Annotated in this window: 18 protein-coding genes; 1 reads left to right on the top strand and 17 read right to left on the bottom strand. The window is 33.6% G+C overall.

What is annotated here, in order from left to right; all coding sequences use genetic code 11:
- Window positions 1–141 precede the first annotated feature (141 nt).
- The 15 genes from ACMHYH_RS05180 to ACMHYH_RS05110 all read right to left on the bottom strand — a co-directional run bounded on the left by ACMHYH_RS05180 (window position 142) and on the right by ACMHYH_RS05110 (window position 14,428).
- The gene (locus ACMHYH_RS05180) at window positions 142–711 is read right to left on the bottom strand and encodes a hypothetical protein (protein ID WP_414840265.1); all 570 of its coding nucleotides are present in this window, start codon (window positions 709–711) and stop codon (window positions 142–144) included.
- Between the two features lie 93 nt (window positions 712–804).
- On the bottom strand, window positions 805–1,326 hold the full coding sequence (locus ACMHYH_RS05175) for a transcription repressor NadR (protein WP_414840264.1): 522 nt from the start codon (window positions 1,324–1,326) through the stop codon (window positions 805–807).
- 59 nt (window positions 1,327–1,385) lie between these two features.
- Entirely contained in the window at window positions 1,386–3,101 is a 1,716-nt protein-coding gene (locus ACMHYH_RS05170; RefSeq protein ID WP_414840263.1) for an ABC transporter ATP-binding protein, read from the bottom strand.
- A gap of 139 nt (window positions 3,102–3,240) precedes the next feature.
- Entirely contained in the window at window positions 3,241–5,325 is a 2,085-nt protein-coding gene (gene glyS, locus ACMHYH_RS05165) for a glycine--tRNA ligase subunit beta (protein ID WP_414840262.1), read from the bottom strand.
- Between the two features lies 1 nt (window position 5,326).
- Window positions 5,327–6,238 carry a glycine--tRNA ligase subunit alpha gene (gene glyQ, locus ACMHYH_RS05160; protein ID WP_414840261.1) on the bottom strand — a complete coding sequence of 304 codons (912 nt, stop codon included), beginning with the start codon at window positions 6,236–6,238 and terminating at the stop codon, window positions 5,327–5,329.
- Window positions 6,239–6,545: 307 nt separating this feature from the next.
- Entirely contained in the window at window positions 6,546–7,334 is a 789-nt protein-coding gene (gene recO, locus ACMHYH_RS05155; RefSeq protein WP_414840260.1) for a DNA repair protein RecO, read from the bottom strand.
- Between the two features lie 104 nt (window positions 7,335–7,438).
- Window positions 7,439–8,347 carry a GTPase Era gene (gene era, locus ACMHYH_RS05150; RefSeq protein ID WP_414840259.1) on the bottom strand — a complete coding sequence of 303 codons (909 nt, stop codon included), beginning with the start codon at window positions 8,345–8,347 and terminating at the stop codon, window positions 7,439–7,441.
- Window positions 8,347–8,757: a cytidine deaminase gene (locus ACMHYH_RS05145; protein WP_414840258.1), complete on the bottom strand. Its 411-nt coding sequence runs from the start codon at window positions 8,755–8,757 to the stop codon at window positions 8,347–8,349. Before ACMHYH_RS05145 ends, era begins: the two co-directional genes overlap by 1 nt.
- A gap of 16 nt (window positions 8,758–8,773) precedes the next feature.
- A complete protein-coding gene (locus tag ACMHYH_RS05140) occupies window positions 8,774–9,175 on the bottom strand; it encodes a diacylglycerol kinase family protein (protein ID WP_414840257.1) in 402 nt (133 codons plus the stop codon).
- Entirely contained in the window at window positions 9,153–9,629 is a 477-nt protein-coding gene (ybeY, locus tag ACMHYH_RS05135; RefSeq protein WP_414840256.1) for an rRNA maturation RNase YbeY, read from the bottom strand. The genes ACMHYH_RS05140 and ybeY overlap by 23 nt, the downstream gene beginning before the upstream one ends.
- Before the next feature lie 33 nt (window positions 9,630–9,662).
- Window positions 9,663–11,885, bottom strand: a complete 2,223-nt coding sequence (locus ACMHYH_RS05130; RefSeq protein WP_414840255.1) for an HD family phosphohydrolase — start codon at window positions 11,883–11,885, stop codon at window positions 9,663–9,665.
- A gap of 39 nt (window positions 11,886–11,924) precedes the next feature.
- A complete protein-coding gene (locus ACMHYH_RS05125) occupies window positions 11,925–12,896 on the bottom strand; it encodes a PhoH family protein (RefSeq protein ID WP_414840254.1) in 972 nt (323 codons plus the stop codon).
- 248 nt (window positions 12,897–13,144) lie between these two features.
- Window positions 13,145–13,588 carry a GatB/YqeY domain-containing protein gene (locus ACMHYH_RS05120; RefSeq protein ID WP_414840253.1) on the bottom strand — a complete coding sequence of 148 codons (444 nt, stop codon included), beginning with the start codon at window positions 13,586–13,588 and terminating at the stop codon, window positions 13,145–13,147.
- 35 nt (window positions 13,589–13,623) lie between these two features.
- Window positions 13,624–13,797, bottom strand: a complete 174-nt coding sequence (gene rpsU, locus ACMHYH_RS05115) for a 30S ribosomal protein S21 (protein ID WP_007725241.1) — start codon at window positions 13,795–13,797, stop codon at window positions 13,624–13,626.
- Between the two features lie 202 nt (window positions 13,798–13,999).
- Window positions 14,000–14,428, bottom strand: coding sequence for a Fur family transcriptional regulator (locus tag ACMHYH_RS05110; protein WP_414840252.1), 429 nt, complete (start codon window positions 14,426–14,428; stop codon window positions 14,000–14,002).
- 214 nt (window positions 14,429–14,642) lie between these two features.
- Here ACMHYH_RS05110 and ACMHYH_RS05105 point away from each other — a divergent pair, with 214 nt between their 5' ends.
- Complete coding sequence (locus ACMHYH_RS05105) at window positions 14,643–15,479, top strand: pyruvate, water dikinase regulatory protein (protein WP_414840351.1); 837 nt, start codon at window positions 14,643–14,645, stop codon at window positions 15,477–15,479.
- A 155-nt stretch (window positions 15,480–15,634) separates the two neighbouring features.
- Here the strand turns inward: ACMHYH_RS05105 and ACMHYH_RS05100 are convergent, their stop codons facing one another.
- A complete protein-coding gene (locus tag ACMHYH_RS05100; RefSeq protein ID WP_414840251.1) occupies window positions 15,635–16,453 on the bottom strand; it encodes a TPM domain-containing protein in 819 nt (272 codons plus the stop codon).
- Between the two features lie 49 nt (window positions 16,454–16,502).
- Window positions 16,503–17,069: a LemA family protein gene (locus ACMHYH_RS05095; protein WP_414840250.1), complete on the bottom strand. Its 567-nt coding sequence runs from the start codon at window positions 17,067–17,069 to the stop codon at window positions 16,503–16,505.
- Window positions 17,070–17,308 lie beyond the last annotated feature (239 nt).

Raw genomic sequence — 17,308 nt, 5'->3', positions numbered from 1 at the left:
GGCGGTAAGAGCCGCACCAAATAAATCAGCGCGACTCAGTTTTTCCGTTATCTGTAGACAGAAATATTCAAATTTAATTATACCATAAAAAAAAGGAGCAGACAACTAGTCAGCCCCTTTTTTTATGAGTTTTCGCTTTTTTTAGTTTTTAACTTTTGTCATAGACGAGCTAAAACTTTTCCTGCTATTCAGTGACTTCCAAATAATAGAGGCAATCCCAAAATCAACCATACTGTGTATCACTGTTCCGATTCCCACCATTAAAAAAACAGACTGTAAGAATCCTTGATTGTAGTACGTATCTGTTACATTCCCACCAAAATAAAAGAGCGAAACGACCGCTACTTCTGCTAACGCATGAACGACACCGATAGCAAAAGAGAAAAATTGAGCTTTTAATGGATTTTCTATTATTTCTGGATGTCTCTGCACCCAAAAGGCTCCTACTATAGCAAATACTACATGAGTTAACGCTCTTAACGCAACAATTAAAGGGAATCCGCTAATCATAAAGCCAACAGCTGTACCTAGTGCCACAAAAACTGCAATAGCTGGTGAGATAAATAAAGCAATAAAAATAGCTACATGGCTACCTAATGTAAAAGAAGCAGGTTCTAAAATAATTTTAACAGGTGAAACAATGGGAATCATAATCCCGATCGCTATTAATAAAGCTGATACCGTTAATCTATGAACACTTTTTATTTGCATATAAACATCTCCAATTGGTTATAATTGCTTAGGTGTCAAGACACCTCCACTAATTTAGTATAACCGAATATAAAAAGATGTCAAGACACTCTTTTAATCTTGATACAATACGTTTTCATCAGATAACTGCTGAATGATTCTATTAAAAATAAATTCATCTTTACAGGCAATCGTATGCAAATGAATGCCTTTTGTTAAGTCTGATAATAAATTTGCTTTTGAACGTATCATTTTTTGAAGAAATTGATCTACATCGTGTCGTGAGCTGATATTTAATTGCCCTTTTATCTCACCATAAACCGGGTGTTCCACGATGACATCGATTATTTCTCCCCCATTATCAACTATTGCATACAATTCTTTTTGAGTTTCATCTAGTTGATGTGCACAAGCAATTTTCCGGATATAGCGATTATCAGGACTTTCTTCACTGGTTAAGACGTACCCTTTAGGTGTTGCTGTAATATCAATTCCTGTTGCTCTAATTAAAGCGACGTCGCCAACAATAATTTGACGACTAACTGCTAATTTTTTTGCTAACACCGAAGCGCTTATTGGTGTTTTTGTCTTTTGTAGCGCAGCAACGATTTTATTTCTCCTTTTGATAGGTTCCATAGTTCTATTCCTTTCAATTTTAAAAAGCATTTTTTCTCTCTATAGGTATAAAAACTAAATTAGTCTAAGAATTGAGCTTCATAAAGACGTCGATACGTTCCATTTAACGCCATTAATTCCCTGTGGCTACCTTCTTCAGCTATTCCTGTCTCATTCACGACAACAATCCTTGTCGCATGCTTAATTGTCGCTAGACGATGTGCAATAACGAGAGTCGTTCTGCCAGCTGACAATGAATTTAACGAATCTTGAATAGCCTGTTCTGTTTCAGTATCTAATGCTGAAGTAGCTTCATCTAGTATCAAAATAGCAGGATTTTTTAAAAACATTCGAGCGATTGATACTCGCTGTTTTTGTCCTCCAGATAGTTTAACCCCACGTTCTCCAATAATCGTATCCAATCCTTCAGGCATGTCTAAAACAACTTGTTCTAAATGCGCCAAGCGAACTACCTCTGTTATCTCCTCTTCACTCGCATCCAATTTACCGTATCGAATATTTTCTCGAAGACTTCCAGGAAATAAAAAGACGTCCTGTTGAACGATGCCTATTTGCTTTCTTAATGACTGCATGGTCACATCTTGAATATTTATGCCATCAATTAAAATTTCCCCTTCATTTATTTCATAAAAACGAGGCAATAAGTTACAAATAGTTGTTTTACCTGCGCCACTTGGTCCAACAAAAGCAATTGTTTCTCCTTGAGTAATAGATAAATGAATATGCTCTAGCACTTTATTTGTCGAATCATACCAAAACGAGACATTTTTATATTGAATTGTCCCCTCTACTGAGGGCAAGACTTTTGCATCAATCTTATCTTGGATACTAGGTTTTTTACCTAACTCTTCTCGGAAGCGTTTAAAACCTGCTATGCCTTTAGGGTAACTTTCAATCATTGTATTCACTTTTTCAATTGGACGAACAAATATATTCGCTAATAAAATAAATGCAACAAATTCTCCATAATTAATTTCTCCTCTGATTGTGTAAAACGCTCCGAAAAATAATGCAAATAAATTAATTAAGCGAATTAAGAAATAATTGTAAGAAGAACTAATTCCCATCATCTTGTAAAATAACATTTTTGATTTTCGATAGGTCTGATTTAATACTTCAAAACGCCCGGCTTCATATTTTTCATTAGCGAAAGCTTGCACTTCACGAATGCCACTTACAGAAGCTTCAATTCCAGCATTAAAATTTCCTAAATTTCGAAAGATGTCGATATTAACGTGAGTCATTTTTTTATTGAAAATAATCAAGGCTATCATAATAAATGGAATCATAATAAATGTTGCCAAAGCTAATTTGACATGAATGGTTAACATAATACCAAAAGCCCCTATTAAAGTAATCAATGTAATAAAAATATCTTCTGGTCCATGATGAGCGACTTCTGATATTTCAAATAAATCTGTTGTTAATCGCGCCATCAACTTACCTGTTTTTTTATTATCATAGTAGCTAAACGGTTGTTTTTGGAGATGAGAATAAAGTTCTCTACGCATATCTGTTTCGATGTTAACGCCTAATGTATGGCCGAAATAAACAACTATGTATTGTAGCACAGTATTAACTATATATAATAGTAACAGCAAAAGCGATACGGTAACAATTAATGACCAATTTCCCGAAGGCAACAGGCGATTAATCACTCGATTAACCACAACTGGAAAGGCTAATTCTAATGTTGCAGCTAAAATAGCACAACCAAAATCAAGATAGAATAACTTTTTATAAGGCCGATAATAACTAAAAAACTGTTTTAACATGAAATCCTCCTCTATTGCGTACTTTACTTATTATAAGCAACAAGCAGCCTAAATGAAAGTCAAACTCTATTAAATATCCTCCCACTAAAGAAAGGTTATCTTTAGTGGAAGGATAAGCAAAAATTAATACCTGTATTTTTTATTTAACGACTAATTTATCAATACTTGCAAAGGACAAAGTAAGCAGAGCGATTTGACTTAGTAGAGATAAACGATTATTTCTAACAGCTTCATTATCCGTCATAACCATATTTTCTCCGAAGAAAGCGTCAATATGAGGTTGCAAACTTTTTAATTCCTTGAACTTTTCTTCTGTTTCTAACGTACCGAAAACAGCATTTATTTTTTCAATCTGGTTTGCCAAATTTATTTCAGAATCCGTTTCAAATAGTGTTTTATCTACTTTTTGATTTACTAAATCAATTTTCTCTTTATTTTTTTTAGTTAAATTTAATACACGCGTTAATGATTCAATTGTTGGTTTAAACGACTGTTCCGCTATCTGTTTTTCTAATTCACGGCCAGCTTTAAGCATATCAACTAAGTTTTCTTGATCTGAATTTAGAGTTGCTTCAATAATGTCGTAGCGTATTTTTTCATTGCGCATAAATTGTTGTAAACGTGCTTTTATAAAACCAACTAATTCTGAACTACTCTTTTCGTAACCAGATAGTAAAGAATTTGAGTCAGAGGATAGCGTGTTAAGAATGTCTTTTCTAAGTGTATTCATCGGGAAGAACCAATTTTCATTCGTCACAATACGAACTAATCCATACGCTTGGCGTCTCAATGCAAAGGGATCGTTAGAACCTGTTGGGACTTTTCCAATCGCGAAGAAAGACATCATACTCTCTAGTTTATCTGCTAAAGCTAGCACGGCACCAATTGAACTCTTAGGTAAATCACCATCACTTGAGATAGGTAAATAGTGTTCGCGTATGGCTGTTGCTACAGCAGGTGTTTCACCTTGTAACAAGGCGTATTTTTCTCCCATGACTCCTTGTAATTCTGGAAACTCTCCAACAACATTTGTAACCAAGTCAAATTTATATATTTCTGCTGCACGATCTAAACTAACCTGTTCCTCGTTGGTTAAGCCAACCGTTTTTCCAATAGTTCTTGCAAAAGAGCGAACACGCTGCATTTTTTCGTATACAGATCCAATTTTTTCATGGAAGGTTACTTGTTTCAACTGTTCCACACATGTATCAATCGATAATTTTTTATCTTCTTTATAGAAAAATAATGCATCTTCTAATCGAGCAGTTAAGACTTTTTCGTTTCCTCTGACAACATTATCAATAAACTCAGCATTTCCGTTTCGAACAGAAATAAAATAAGGCAATAAGTTCCCAGTATGATCAGCAACATCCACATATCTTTGGTGATCCCTCATAGAAGTGATCAATATTTCTTCAGGTATTTCTAAATAAGCTGGATTATACTTGCCATAAAAAGCTGTAGGGTATTCGACTAAATTATTAATTTCTTCTAACAGATTAGGAACAATTGAAACAGCCCAATCGTGTTCTTTTGCGATCGCATCAACTTGAGAGACGATCATGTGTTGACGTTTGTCGCTATCAGCAATAACAAACACTTTTTCTAAGACTTGCTCATAGTCTAATGCCGTTTCAAAAGTTACATCTTTTCCGAGAAAACGATGGCCTCTACTAGTATTGGATGTTTCAATATCTAATACAGTGAATGGAATGATTTCGTCATCCAACATTGCTGTAATCCAATGGATAGGCCTAATGTAGTTAAAATGGTGATTAGCCCAATTCATACTTACTGGAAAAGTCATTGAGGTAATAACCTTATCTAAATCTGTTAAAATCGTTTTAGTTGGTAATCCTTCAATAAATTTATCCACATGGACATACTCTATACCATTTATTTCTTTAAAATAAATATCCTCAACCATTAACTTTTGCCCACGAACAAATCCCATAGCCGCTTTACTCCAATTTCCTTGTGCGTCTAGTGCAATTTTTTTAGCTGGTCCCTTAGCAGACTCCTCAATATCTACTTGTTTTTCAGAAAGATCTTTAATAATAACTGCTAATCTTCTCGGTGTAGAAAAAGGCAAGATTTCACCATAGCTCAGTCTATTTTCATCTAAAAATTGCTTCATTCTTTCAACTAATTGCAGTCTACTTGGTGCTACAATATGAGCGGGTATTTCTTCTAAGCCAATTTCTAACAATAAATTTTTAGTCATATTAGTTTATCTCCTTAGTAGAGTTTATCTGATTTTTTAGCAACGGATAACCAAGTTTTTCTCGTTCAGTAACAAAAGCAAGCGCAATAGCTCGTGCCATTTTACGTATACGGGCTAAATAACCAGCTCGTTCAGTAACAGAAACAGCTCCTCGTGCATCTAGTAAATTAAAGGTATGGCTACATTTTAAAACATAGTCATATGCTGGATGAACTAAACCTGATTCAATTTGAACGGTAGCTTCTTTTTCATAGTCTTCAAATAATTGCAACAATAATTCTTGATTGCTATTTTCAAACGCGTATTTGGAGTGTTCGAATTCAGGCTGAATAAAAATTTCACCATATTTTACTCCCTTTGTCCATTGAATGTCATAAACACTATCTACTTCTTGTATATAAGAAGCTAGGCGCTCTAAGCCGTAAGTTAGTTCGCTGGTAACGGGAAAACAGTCTAATCCGCCAACTTGTTGAAAATAGGTGAATTGGGTGATTTCCATTCCATCCAGCCAAACTTCCCAGCCCAAGCCTGCACAACCCATTGAAGGATTTTCCCAGTTGTCTTCAACAAATCGAATATCGTGTTTTAATGGATCAATACCTAAAAGAACTAGACTATCTAAATAAAGCTCTTGAATATTCTTTGGTGAAGGTTTCATAACAACTTGAAATTGGTGATGTTGAAATAAACGGTTGGGATTTTCCCCATAACGACCGTCACCTGGGCGTCTTGAGGGCTCAACGTAAGCTGCATTCCATGGTTCTGGTCCAATCGCTCTCAAAAAGGTATAAGGGCTCATAGTTCCAGCTCCTTTTTCAGTATCATAAGATTGCATTAATAAACAACCCTTATCTGACCAGTAATTTTGTAATGTTAGAATAATTTCTTGAAATGTCAACGGCTCTTTTTTCATTTAAAACACTCCTTTTTATTATTTAGTATAAAATAAAAAAGTCGTCCCTATGTTGATAATTATCAACATAGGGACGACTTTCATCGCGGTTCCACCCTAATTCCAGTATATAACTACTAGCATCTTTATTGGACAGCTCCAGAATGCCTTTCAATTTTTCTCTTGTTCTGGCTTTCACTATCCCAGATTCGCTGAAAACAAGAATATAAAATCTACTTTTTTCTTTCTACGCTGTTTTATTCTATTGGCACTATCATATCTCTCTAGAGAAACATTTGTCAATCCTTTCTTTTAAAATTCAACACATTTATTCAGTTGAATGTGGCTTTCTATCTAATAATAGATCGCCCCATTGATACATTTGATCAATGAATCGCTTACTTTTTAATTTTATCCCAACAGATTCGTCATAAATCATGTCTAAAACTACTCTAATTTCTTTTTTTGTTTCATCTTTTACTTTAATTGTCCCTAGATGGTCCATTGAAACAACTGAAAATAGACGTAAAAAATAAATGGCTCGTTGGCTTGCATGGTAACGATACTTGTCTAAATTCCAATGTTTTTGACAAAGCAAACCACCGTAACTTCCTGAATAGTCAAATGGGCCTATTGTTTCACCACATTCACGACAGCCTCGCCATTCAGGTGCAACTCCGAAATAAGGTAATATTTGAACTTCAAAAATATTCACTAAAATTTCAGGATCTGTCCCATTATCTATTTCTATGAGCAATTGTTTCGCTTTATGAAATAAAGTTGGATCAGGCACACCATCTTCAATCGCTACATCAACTAAACTGAGTATATAAGTAGCATACGCATTTAGAAAAATATCTGTATGCAACTGATTTAGATGAATTAAGTCTTTAGCATCTCGAATAAAACCAAGACCCGTATCTTTAATATCAGTAATGTATGTTGCCATAGTGAAAGGAAGTACAGCAGCTTTCAAATTACTGTTAGATTTTCGAGAACCTTTGATAAAAAACATTCTTTTACCTAGTTTAGATGTAAAAATTTTGACGAGCCGATCACTCTCTTTGTAATTACGAATAGAGATTACAATCCCTTCTGTTTCCTGCAATTCTGACAAGCTACCTACTCCTTTCTTAGCTTTAGACTCTAGCAAATAGATAAAATAGAAAAGAAAACCCCACTAGAGTAAGTGAGATTTTTCTTCTTTCCATTCACGACTAATTAATAATCTTCTTTGCGGTATCCAAAATCTTGTAAGTTTGTTTGACGATCACGCCAATCTTTTTGTACTTTTACCCAAAGGTCTAAATAAATTTTATCCCCTAAAAGAACTTCAATATCGCGACGAGCACGGATGCCTATATCTTTTAACATCTTGCCGCCTTTACCAATAATAATTCCTTTTTGACTTGAGCGTTCAACAATCACTGCTGCATGAACTTGAACTTTACCAAGTTCGTTTCTTTGCATACTTTCAACAACTACTGCAACTGAATGAGGGACTTCTTCGCGTGTCAATTGCAATACTTTTTCACGTATCAACTCTGAAACGATAAAATATTCAGGATGATCTGTTACTTGATCTTCTGGGTAGAACTGAGGTCCTTCAGGTAAATACTTAAGGATTTCAGAAAGCAAGGTATCAACATTATTTCCCTCGGTAGCTGAAATCGGGATAATTTGTTCGAATTCCATTTCTGTACGATAATCATCGATAATTTCTAGTAATTTATCCGGATGAATTTCATCAATTTTATTAATTAATAAAAATACAGGAGTCTTTTGCTCTTTTAATTTATCGATAATAAAATTATCACCAGGGCCACGTTTTTCAACAGCACTTACCATGAAAAGAATAGCATCTACTCCTCTTAAGCTGCTTAAAGCAGATTCTACCATGAAATCTCCTAAACGGTGTTTGGGTTTATGAATTCCTGGAGTATCTATGAAGACTATTTGTGAATCGTCTGTCGTATAAATACCTTGAATTTTATTTCTTGTTGTTTGAGCTTTATCACTCATAATAGCGATTTTTTGGCCAACAACTCTATTTAGCAAAGTTGACTTGCCTACATTTGGACGTCCTACAATAGAAACAAATCCTGATGTGTGTTCTTTATTATTGTCCATTAAACCATATCCTCCGATTGAAACGCACCAGGTAAAAGTTCTTTTACCGTGGTTTCATATTTATCTCCATTTGTATTTGTTAATAGCACCGGCATATCCGGCTCACAGAATTCTACCATAACTTGTCTGCATGCGCCACAAGGAGAAATAGGTCCGGTTGTTTTACCTGTTACAACTAATTGTTTAAATGTTTTCTTGCCTTCAGATACCGCTTTAAAAATAGCTGTCCGCTCTGCACAATTACTCAATCCGTAAGAAGCATTTTCAATATTACAGCCACTATAGATTATTCCATCATCTGTTATGAGTGATGCACCTACTGGAAATTTTGAATAAGGTACATAAGCATTTTCTAACATTTCCGTTGCTTCTTTTATTAATTGTTGGGTTACTTGTTTAGTAGTTGTCATGATTTAATTCTCCTTTTTAAATAAATAGTATAAATAGTTTCGGTAAAAGTATAATAGTCGCCGTAATAATTGAAAAAAACGCTGTACTTAGAACAGCTGCTGCCGCCATATCTTTTGCTTTTTTTGCTAGTGGATGGTACTGATGTTCTGTTATTAAATCAACAACATTTTCAATAATTGTATTTAAAATTTCCATAACCAAGACCAAAAAAACACTCAGTATAATCCAAAGCCATTCGTTTTGCTTGAGTCCTAGAAAAGATGAAATAATGAGAATCGTAATTCCTAAAATAAGGTGAGTACGCATATTACGCTCTTCTTGAAAGACAGTTTGAATCCCTTTGAAAGCATACTTAAAGGAATCAATAAAGCATGAGTTTTTACATACATCTTTATTATCTTTGGAGTCCATAGGCATCTAATATCTCTTTCTGCAAGCCGAACATTTCTTTTTCTTCATTTGGCTCCATATGATCGTAACCATTCAAATGTAAGAACCCATGAAGAGCAAGAAAACCCAACTCACGATTAAGCGAATGCCCGTACTCATCAGCTTGTTCTATTGCTTTATCAACTGAAATAACGATATCCCCGATATTTCTAGGAAGTACCCCTTCGAAATCAGCCAAATTTAAAATTAAATCATTTTCAACTTCGTCCTCGAGAGCAAAACTAATAACATCTGTTGGTTGATCTTTAAATCGAAATTCTCGGTTAATCTCTTGAATCTTTTCGTTGTCAACAAATAAAACAGATAATTCAGTTTCTTTTTCTAAATGAAGATAGTCTCCAGAAAAATCTAAAATAGCTTGAACCATTTCTTTTTGTTCTACTGTAATCTTATTTGTTTCATCAAATAAATCTATTTCCATATTGTATTGTGCCTCCTTAGTGCAATAGAAAAATTATACATTGCTTTTACTCAAGTTTTTATCGTCTAAACTTGGGTATTCAATTCTTGAATGAAATGTACCATTTAATCCTTCACAGATAGATTTTTCTACTATTTTCAATTCCTTAATAGAGATGGTACATTCATCAAATTGTCCATCTGTCATTCGACTATTAATCAATTGGTGAATAAACCGTTCTATCGTTTCTTTTGTTGGTTTTGTCATTGAACGAACAGCTGCTTCTGCACTGTCTGCTATATTGATGACGGCTGCTTCTTTTGTTTGTGGTTTTGGTCCCGGATACCTAAAGTCTGATTCTTGAACGGTCTCATCTAATTCTTTTGCTTTAATATAAAAGAACTTCATCAAGGTTGTTCCATGGTGTTGAGCACAAATATCAATAATCGATTGTGGCATTTTTGCTTCTTTTAGTATCTTTACCCCTTCACTAACATGTCCAAAGATAATATCTCTGCTCTCATAAGGTGTCAATAAGTTATGCGGATTCTCCATGCCTGAAGATAAATTTTCGACAAAGAAAAGCGAATGTCTTAATTTACCGACATCGTGGTAATAACAAGCAACTCTAGCAAACAAAGCATCACCACCTATTGCCCCTACAGCGTTTGCACTTAAATTGGCAACCATTAAGCTATGGTGGTATGTACCTGGTGTTTTTGTAACAAGTTCTTTTAATAAAGGATTTGCTGGATTTTCTAATTTCATTAACGTTAATACAGCATTGTCTGTAAACAATAATTCAAGATAAGGTGAAAATAAAACTGCTAAAAAGTATGAAATTAATCCACTTCCTAATGCAAACAAACTGATTAATAGAGCATCACTAGAGAAAAACGATAAATTTAAGTAGAAAATAAGTGACCCAATAAATAGTGCATTAAAAAAGGATACCCACATAAATGTATTTAAAAATTGATCAACAATTCTTTTCTTTGTAATCATTGTTCCCATCATACCACTAAACAAATAAAATAAAGATAAGATAAAAGTACTATTGGAACCGGTATTTTCTCTAAATAGAAAGAGAGAAAACGCAACTAAAAATCCATTTGAAACAATACCGTATCTTCTTGAACTAAACGTTGTTAATACTATCGGGGCTAATGCAGCCGGAAATAGTAAACTAATGTTGGCTAATCCTGATTCTTGCATTAACGAGAGACCTTTTAACACTAGTAACGTACTTGTCATTGCTAATACATATAAAGTTAATTCCTGACCTTTTTTTAATAAAGAATCTTTTTTTGTCTTACCTAGATAAAATAAAACCAATGCTTGTGCTAATAAAAGTAAGAATAAACTATAAAAAAGGTGGTAAGAAGACTTATTGTCTAGTAAACCAAGCAATTTGACTTGCTTTATAACATTACTATCAACAACATACCCTTCTTGTACGATTACTTGACCTTGTAAGATTAATGCCGGTTGAACAGAAGCTTTCGCACTTTCACGTTGTTTTTGTGTTACTTGATCGTTGTAAACATTGTTTTCAATGAGAGAATTATCTAAAATTAAACTAGCTACTCGTTGTTGATCAGCAGTAAATTCCCAATAGTCTAAACTAGCGATGGCCTCTTGCTTTTTTTTACTCAATTCGTCAACTCTAATAGAAGTAGACATAACATCAGAAAGCGTTTTTGTTGTCGCTTTTTCGATTTGATTCGCTATTCCTTCAGCAGCCCCAAGTAATTCAAGAACCGACCACTCCGGTAATGAATTGACAAATTCTTTTGTTTCTTCATCGTTGTTTATTAATTTAGCATTAAAAAGAGAAAACTTTTCTTTTGGTGTTAATCTTTTAGCAACGACAGTTGGTGTTTTATTTTCTTCTTTTTCATTTAAATCCGCTTTACTTTTTTCATCTTTAACTGCTTCTTGATACTGTTCTTCTGCTAATTTATTCGTCTCTTTAACAGTAGCAAATAACAAATGGATTTTTTCTGTTTGGATACTGTTTAAGTCGGCATTGTAAGAGTAAACTGGAGCAACATTATCAGCTGCTACTTGCCTATTTTCAATAGTTTTTTCTAAATCTTCAACAGTTGACTGAGCACGAATAGTTTCATCAGAAACTTGATAAAGTTCGATATCTAGCACTCTTGGTTTTAAGTTACTATACAAAATAAAGAAAATCGCAATCGAAAAAATAAGAAGTAAGATAGGAATATAAAATTTCCCCATTTTATTTTGTATGATAGTCAAGTATCTACGCATTCATTCACATCCTAACGACTGTTAATCATACTTAAGTGATTAACTGAGTTTCTTTTTTTCATCATAGGCTTCTATGATACTTGCAACGACTGGGTGTCTTACAACATCTTTTGAGTCAAAATAAACAAAGTTGATGTTTTTGACATGATTAAGTATTCCTTCAGCATGCGTTAATCCGCTAGTAGCTCCTTTTGGCAAATCAATTTGAGTAACGTCACCATTAATAACCATCTGTGACCCAAATCCTAAACGAGTCAAAAACATCTTCATTTGTGAAACAGTTGTATTTTGCGCTTCATCTAGTATGACAAATGCATCTTCTAATGTGCGACCACGCATGTAAGCCAAAGGAGCGATTTCTATCACACCACGTTCCATTAAGCGATTAGTATGTTCCAATCCAAAAAGGTTATAAAGAGCATCATAAATAGGTCTTAAATAAGGGTCTACTTTTTCTTTTAAGTCTCCTGGTAAAAACCCTAAATGTTCTCCCGCCTCAACAGCAGGTCGTGTTAAGATAATTTTTTTAACTTCTCCATTTTTTAGCGCATTGATTGCCATAACAACGGCTAGATAAGTTTTACCTGTTCCAGCAGGACCAATACCAAAAGTAACCGCATGATCCGTTATAGATTTAACGTAGCGACGTTGCCCAAAATTTTTCGCACGTATTAGATTTCCTGCAAAATTTTTACCAATTTCTTTGTCATACATACTTACAAAATAATCTAACGTTCCTTCTTGCGCCATTTTAATAGCAGTAACAACGTCTGGTTCACTTATAGAAATATTTTTATTGATTAATTCTTGTAATTTAGTTAAAATCATTTCGATTTTTTGACCCATTTCAATTGAGCCAATAACTTCTATTTTATTGCCACGACTATTAATAGTTAATTCCATCATTTCTTCAATTAATTGCACATTTCTATCTTGAGAACCAAATAATACTTGTATATCTTCTGTTTCATTTAATTCAAAGCTATATGATTCTACTTTTTTACTAGACAAACATTCGACACCCCTTTTTATTCTGTTTGATTCTTTTTATTCCGCTATTAAATAGGCTAGGATTTTCATCAGTATTATTGAACACATTAGTATTTTACCACAAGTATGATACTAATTTATAGTTTTGATTCTTTATCTGGAAGAAAATTATGTAGTATTCTGACTATTGTATTTTATTTATCTGAATTTAGTGATAAAAGAACAAAATAAAAGAACAAAGGAATAGACCTTTGCTCTTTTATCATACTCTAATTCAGTTGATCTTTAACTAGGCGATTAATCACGTTTCCTTCTGCTTTGCCTTTAGTTACTGGCATAACAACACCCATAACTTTACCAAAATCTTTCATTGAGGTAGCATTAACTTCAGAAACAGCTTTTGATATAATCACTTGTAATTCTTCTTCAGAAAGTTGTTGAGGTAAATATTTTCCGACGAGTTTGATTGCTTGATTTGTTTGCTCAACCAAGTCTTCTCTATTAGCTTTTTTAAACTCTACTAGAGATTCACGTCTTTGCTTCATCTCGCGAGAAAGAAGTGTTAATTCCTCATCCTCACTCAATTCATTACCTGTTTTAATTTTTTCGTTTTGAAATGCAGCTTTTAGCATGCGCAAAACAGCCAAAGTATTTTTATCTTTAGCTTTCATAGCAGTTTTAATATCATCGTTTATGATTGTTAGAAGTGACAAAACTTTCTCACCCTCAATTCCTATGCGTTATCTGATTAGAACTTACGTTTTCTAGCCGCCTCAGATTTCTTCTTACGTTTCACACTTGGTTTTTCGTAGAATTCGCGTTTACGGGCTTCTTGTAAAGTACCAGTTTTGGAAACGGAGCGTTTGAAGCGACGAAGAGCATCATCAAGAGATTCATTTTTCTTAATAACTGTTTTTGACATTGTAAATTCCCTCCCTCCGTGCTTGTAAAAGTAACCATTCGTTAGTTAGACAACATTATTTTTGTAGAAACTAAGAACAGTCCTTCCTTATTATATCGAATGTATTTTTTTACGTCAACAAAGTATTTGCTTTTTATTGAAAATAGTGTAAAAAAAGCATTAAAATAGCCTTATCTTGACACTATTTTTCTATTAAAGTTACTTAAGAGTTGTTTTTATCTGAACATTCTTTGCATTTCCCAAAAATTTCGAATCGATGTGACTCAATTTCACAGCCACTTAGTTGCTCTTTGAAAAAATTCATTGGACACATTTGGATATTTTTAGTCATTCCACAACTTGTACAAATAAAATGGTGGTGATGTCCTTGATGCATACACCCAAAACGGAACATTTTTTCTCCATTTAATTCAGTTTCTTCTAGAATATCTACTTTAACAAAAGTATATAAGTTACGGTATATCGTATCGTAACTTATCGTTGGATAAGATTTTTTTAGTAACAGATGAACTTCTTTTGCAGTCAAATAGCGGTCTTCATTAACAAAAATTGATACCATTTGTTCACGTTTGTCTGTATATTTGTACCCATTTTCTTTCAAAATAGTAATGGCTTTTTCAACTGCACTCATGTTTTTAAGCATCTCCCTTGAATGGTTCCTGTTTCTCATTATAACGTATCTCTATTCTAGAAGGCAAGAAGCCTGTTTATTGGAACTGACTATCCTTTACTTATTAAAAAACTTGTTTGTGAGGACTATCCTTCTTTTATTATAAAAAATCAGTTATAATTGAAAAGAAGAATTCAAAATATATTGATTCGTATTTTTTTTAGAAAAGAGGACTATCTCATTGGAAAAACAAAAAAAGATTAACCTATATATTATTTCAGATTCTGTTGGTGGAACAGCTAATAACTTAGGACAAGCAGCTATGTCACAATTCCCAGGCGTAGATGCGAATGTATCAGCCTATCCTTTCATTAGAGGAGAAGATACACTTTATTCGATTCTTGAAAAGGCACATAAAGACAACGCTTTAGTTATCCATACATTAATATCTCCTACATTAACTAATTTAATTGTTTCCTACTGTAAAGACCATGATTTATTCTGTTTTGATGTCATCAATCCAGTTGTTAAAGAAATTGAGCAACGAACAAATACTAAACCTCTAGAAGAACCAGGGATACTACACCAATTAAATGACAATTATTTTGACCGTATTAGCGCAATTGAGTTTGCCGTTAAATACGATGATGGTCGAGATCCGAAAGGCTTTTTGGAAGCTGATATTGTTTTGTTAGGTATTTCACGTACGTCTAAAACACCTTTAAGTATGTTTTTGGCAAATCAAAACTACAAAGTCGCTAATCTACCTTTAGTTCCTGAAGCTCATATTCCAGAGACTTTATGGAAAGTTAACCCTAAAAAAATTGTCGGGTTAACCAACGATAGACATGTATTAAATAGTATCAGAAGAGAACGGATGATTGCATATGGATTAAATCCTGAAACAGGTTATTCAAAAATCGATCGCATTGATGAAGAATTGGTTTTCGCAAAGAAGTTATACGATAAACTGGATTGTTTAGTTATTAATGTCGCAACAAAATCAATTGAAGAGACTGCTGCTATTATCGTTAATACCTTGCAGTTAGATTCTAAAAAAAGAACGTTTTAATCCACTTACTTAAATTAAAAGAAGTTGAAACATAACTAGATAAAACTAAAAAAGGCTTAAAATCAATTTTATAAAGATTGATTTTAAGCCTTTTTATCATTCTTATCTTAGTGAAGAGCTTTATATTTTTGTTTCAGCCTCTTTTATTTTTTTAATTAAAACCCACGACTAGATCCACCGCCGCCAGAGCTTCCTCCACCGCCGAAACCGCCGCCGCCGCCAAAACCACCACCGCCGCCTCGACCGCCACCACCTGCAGACATTCCAATTAAAAAGGGTAAGATACTTCTTGAACGACGTCCACCAGAACCACCACTACCACCTGAAAAGAAATTACTTACAAGGAAAAAAATAATTAGAATAATGAAAACAGTAGACATACCCCCACCATTTTCATCACCGTAAGCTGTTTCATCAACTTGATACCCAGAAAAGATTTCTTCATTATCAAAATTATACTCTGTATTGACTTTAACAGCTGTTTCGGTGAAAATATTTTTCAAAGCTGTATCAAAATTATTGTTTTTTAGGTCTTCTATATTCCGGTCTAAGATAGCACCTGTCCCACTGTCTGTCAAAGGACCTTCTAAACCATATCCAACTTCAAAACGGATTTCACGTTCTTTTGCGGCCATTAGAATTAGTACGCCATTATCTAGCCTTTCGCCACCAATACCCCACTTTTTAAACAACTCTTCACTATAATTTTCTATTATATCGCCATCTAGGCTATCGATAGTTGCGACAACAATTTGAGGTTGTTCAGTTGTATCTTCGTACTGTTTATTTGTATCAATGATAAATTTCTCTGTTTCTGGTGATAATAAATTTGCTTCATCAAAAACATAAAAATTTGTTGATGGTTCGGGATATTCAGTAGCAGCCCTTACGTTTAGCGGACTAAAGTAAAGGAAAGTTAAACTGAATGCGACTAGAAAGTATAGAAATTTAGTACTCTTCTTGTCTATTTCCACATGTTTTCCTCCTTTAAATAAACGATACGATTGAATAATATAAAACGATTTAGTCGAAATTCACTTCCGGAGCCACTTCAGCACCATCTACAGCTTCAAAATAGGGCTTAGATTCGAAACCAGTAATACTTGCAATAATTGATCCAGGGAAACGTTTAACCTTGTTATTGTATCCTTGAACAGCTTCATTGTATCGTTTTCTTTCAACTGCTACTCGATTTTCTGTCCCTGCTAATTCGTCCATTAATGCTGTAACGTTTTGATTTGATTTTAAATCGGGATAATTTTCAACAACAACTAATAAACGAGATAAAGCTGAAGACACGTCATTATTTGCATCAATTGTTTCTTCTACTGAGCCAGCGCCTGCTAACTTAGCTCGTGCATCAGCGATATCTCCAAAAACAGTTTGTTCTTGTGTCATAACACCTTTTACTGAGTTAACAAGATTAGGAATCAAATCATTTCTTCTTTGTAATTGTGACTCTACTTGAGACCATGCAACATCAACATTACTTTCTTCTTGTACTAAACCGTTATAAGAACCAATAAATGGTACAACCAATATCACCAACGCTAAAATAACACCAATAGCTATTTTCATTCCTTTTTTCATAAAAAATTCCCTCTTTCTATTATTATTCATTTTTGAATCCGAATTACTATGAGTACTCTATCATTATACGTTAAAAAAATAAAAAGTAGATGAGACTTTAGTCGGAAAATAGGTTAAAAATTAATTTTAGTGCTTTCTTACTTGGTCTAATTACACAATAAAATTAGGTATAAAAAATAAAAAGACACAAAATATCTGAATACTAAACTTTTTGCTATAAAAAATCATTAACTTTTGTT

It is taken from the genome of Carnobacterium sp. TMP28 (assembly GCF_047553015.1).
Taxonomy (GTDB): domain Bacteria; phylum Bacillota; class Bacilli; order Lactobacillales; family Carnobacteriaceae; genus Carnobacterium_A.
The sequence above is the reverse complement of the archived record's forward strand: the minus strand, read 5'-3'. Positions and strand labels throughout refer to the sequence as shown.